General features: G+C 41.1%; 2 protein-coding genes. Both read left to right on the forward strand.

Annotated elements, in window-relative coordinates:
• Window positions 1-376: 376 nt before the first annotated feature.
• The gene (locus AB1444_16425) at window positions 377-1,003 is read left to right on the forward strand and encodes an RpiB/LacA/LacB family sugar-phosphate isomerase (protein ID MEW6528240.1); all 627 of its coding nucleotides are present in this window, start codon (window positions 377-379) and stop codon (window positions 1,001-1,003) included.
• Between the two features lie 346 nt (window positions 1,004-1,349).
• Window positions 1,350-2,060: thiamine pyrophosphate-binding protein (locus AB1444_16430; GenBank protein ID MEW6528241.1), on the forward strand; the 711-nt coding region annotated here is incomplete at its 3' end.

Raw genomic sequence — 2,060 nt, forward strand, 5'->3', positions numbered from 1 at the left:
TTTCATATTTTTCATTTTTAAGAATTAACTATCCGGTAAAATAAATAAAATATTTATTGACAATAATACAATATTATTGCATTATATACAATAAAAGAAGCCGCTGCCAACTCATAGTTCAAAATACTACAGGTGGTTCCGGATTCCTCCTAGAAAAGCGGATTTCATCACGTGATACTCAGCCTGATTCTTTTATGCTTAATTGTGGTTGAGTGGTCTTCTTTTATCAGGGGGAAGAACTTCCTTTTATAATTAAAAAAGAGGCATTTTACACAAGCAATGATAGAGCATATTATGCGGCTGGCTTATGAATTAGGTAGAGACATTTCATCCCCACAGGGAATCACGGTAAATATTAGACATTGGGAGATAGTATATGAAAATTGCAGTAATAAATGAAACGAGTGCGGCGGATAAAAATGCGGATATAATAGCAGCTCTAAAGGGCAGGGGGCATGATATCATCAACGCAGGCATGACACAGTGTGGAGCACAGCCTGAGCTTACTTATATTAATAGCGGTTTTATGGCGGCGCTGATTTTGAATACAGGGCGCGCCGATTTTGTTGTGGGTGGGTGTGGCACCGGCCAGGGTTTTTTGAATGCAGTGATGCAGTATCCGGGCGTTGTGTGCGGGCATATAATCACACCCCTTGATTCATGGCTTTTTGCCCAGATTAACGGCGGCAACTGTATTTCGCTCATGCTCAATCAGGGCTATGGGTGGGCTTCGGAACAAAATTTAAAATTTATCTTTGACGCTCTTTTCAGCGTGGAATCAGGATGCGGATATCCTGAACACAGAAAAGAATCACAAAAGCAATCGCGGCAATTGCTCAAATCAATTTCATGCATGACTCACAAATCAATGGCGCATATTGTTCAGGTTTTGCCTGAAGAGGTGGTAAATCCTGTATTACGGTATCCTGGTTTTTTGGATATACTGGATGTAGAAACTATAGAAGATAATGCACTACAAAGCGCACTACAATCCAGGATATAATACGGTGCTAAATGTCATTGTAAACCATCCTCTTGAGCAATGAGATTGCTTCGCTCGCGATGACAAAAATGCAATAACTGTTAAACTATAATGGGAAAAGTAATCTTATAATTATCGATGTCATTTATTGTGGGCACCTCTAAAAACCGCTTTCATCAATATAATTGCAATAAAGAGAAAGCGGTTTTATCCTATATATTGTGCCCACAAGGGAACAACCGAATAAAACAGTTTTTAGAAGTTCCCTTATGCAATAAAATTGAGGAAGGCAACAATTTTAAAATTAAAAAAGAATAAGATTTTTCTTTTTCTTTCTTCCGATGAAGTGGGGGCTTTTCAAGATAAGATGACATTGTGTGCAAAATCTTATTTTCAGGGGAGTAAAATAATGAATAATAAAATACAAGAACGCGCACTGGCGATTGCACAGCATGGTTCTATCAGTAAGGCAATTGCAGCAGGTGCTATCGAACAATATCAGGATATCACGGTATCCGAAGCTATAGTCCTTGGGCTACTTAATCAGAATGTCAGGCACTTCTTTGGAATCTTTGGCCATGGCTCAACCGACATTGCCGAAGTGTTACGAATTTACGAAGAGCATGGATTAGTTAAGATGTATAATGTGCGCCACGAAACGGCCGCGGCACATGCAGCTACTGCCTTTGGGATGCTCACTTCAGAAGTGGCAGCAGTCATCACCTCAATTGGTCCCGGTGCCTTGCATGCGTTTGCAGGTTCCCTTGCATTTGCTTCAAACGGTGTTGGTGTGTATCACATCTACGGCGACGAAACCACACACGATGAAGGATTTAATATGCAGCAAATACCAAAAGATGAGCAGGGATTGTTTCTTAAACTGTGCAGTATGATGGGAAATGCCTACGCGCTGTATGAACCATGGTCGGTGACCGCGGCATTAAAACGCGGTGCTGTTACCACCAGCTTACCGTTTGCACAGCCGTTTTTTCTTCTCGTGCCGATGAACGTGCAACCTGCCATTATGCGCAATTTCAATTTGCTGCAGTTGCCTTCAGCGTATAAGCATGCTCCTGTT

It is taken from the genome of Spirochaetota bacterium, from assembly GCA_040756435.1.
Classification (GTDB): Bacteria; Spirochaetota; UBA4802; order UBA4802; family UB4802; genus UBA4802.